This window comes from Neobacillus niacini NBRC 15566, from assembly GCF_001591505.1.
Taxonomy (GTDB): Bacteria; Bacillota; Bacilli; order Bacillales; family Cytobacillaceae; genus Neobacillus; species Neobacillus niacini.
The window spans coordinates 1-1,303 of the sequence record NZ_BCVA01000104.1 but is presented as its reverse complement, the minus strand read 5'-3'; the positions used below and the strand labels follow the sequence as shown (position 1 = coordinate 1,303).

General features: G+C 36.8%; 2 protein-coding genes. Both read left to right on the top strand.

Features of this window, described 5'->3' with window-relative positions; translation table 11 throughout:
- Positions 1 to 85 precede the first annotated feature (85 nt).
- Positions 86 to 442, top strand: coding sequence for a transposase (locus tag BANA01_RS28815; RefSeq protein WP_052106281.1), 357 nt, complete (start codon positions 86 to 88; stop codon positions 440 to 442).
- Positions 403 to 1,266, top strand: a complete 864-nt coding sequence (locus BANA01_RS28810) for an IS3 family transposase (protein ID WP_034675609.1) — start codon at positions 403 to 405, stop codon at positions 1,264 to 1,266. The genes BANA01_RS28815 and BANA01_RS28810 overlap by 40 nt, the downstream gene beginning before the upstream one ends.
- The last annotated feature ends 37 nt before the right edge of the window (positions 1,267 to 1,303 follow it).

Below are 1,303 nucleotides of genomic sequence, written 5' to 3'. Positions count from 1 at the left end.
GATATTATCCCCTTTAAGTAGATAGTGTAAAAAAACCAAAATATTTATTTTGGGTGTTACACTTAAACTTGGAGGGGATTTTTCAATGGCTAAAAAGGGACAAGAATTTAAGAGTTATACTGATGAATTTAAGTTACAAGCAGTTATGAAGTATATTAATGGGAATAAAAGTTATGCGATATTAGCTAAAGAACTTGGCATTAAGAATTGTACTCAACTTAAAGTTTGGGTTAGGAAGTGGAAAAGTGGAGAACAGTTTGATACAAGAGTCGGAGCTGTTAGTCCCTTCAAAGGTAGGCCACGTACCGTATTTAAATCCGTCGAAGAAGAAAGAGATTATTTAAGAGCACAGGTGGATTATTTAAAAAAGCAGTATCCAAATCTGGTAAAGGAGGAGAGGAAATCGCTCAACAAATCAAATATGAGATCATTGAAGAATTAAAAGATACCCATCGTATTACATGGTTGTTAGAGGTCGCTTATGTTAAGCCAGCTAGTTACTATAAGTGGAGGGCTACACAGAATGATAGAGCAGAAAGAGCCAAACAGGATCAAGATATACGTGAACACATGATGGGGACTCATTTACTTCATCCTGAATTTGGATACCCTCGCATGACTACTTGGTTAAATGAAAATGATTATTCAATTAATCATAAAAAGGTTTACCGTCTTATGAAGGAAATGGAGATTCAAGCTATCATACGCAAGAAGAGAAAAAGACATGGACATACACCTTCGGTGATTCAACCTAATCGTCTTAATAGAAAATTCGAGGCAATAGCGCCTAATCAAAAGATGGTTACGGATATTACATACGTATCTGACGGGAAGCAATTTTATTATTTATCGGTCATTCAAGACCTTTTTAATAATGAAGTTGTAGCATGGGAGCTATCAAAAAGAAATGATCTTGAACTAGTCTTAAAAACTGTCTCTCAATGGGCAAACAAAAAAGACGTAGCTGAAGCCGTTCTACACTCAGATCAAGGCTTTCAGTATACGTCTAAACTATACAACAAACGAATAGAAGAATACGGTGTAAGGGGCAGCCACTCTCGCAAAGGAAACTGCCTGGATAACGCCTGTATAGAATCCTTCTTTTCGCACCTCAAAACAGAGAAGTTGTATATAGAACAGTGTAAATCAGAAGATGAGATTAGACAAGCGATTGAAGAATACATCTACCATTATAACTACAAACGCTTTCAGAAGAAACTAAACCAACGCGCGCCAGTGGAATACCGGCACGCATTGGTTGCTTAGTTTTTTTAAGCTGTCTACTTGACAGGGGTAAGACCAA

Excerpts from the sequence above, each read along its gene's own strand:
- BANA01_RS28815 (WP_052106281.1), top strand. The coding sequence starts at position 86 with ATGGCTAAAAAGGGACAAGAATTTAAGAGTTATACTGATGAATTTAAG.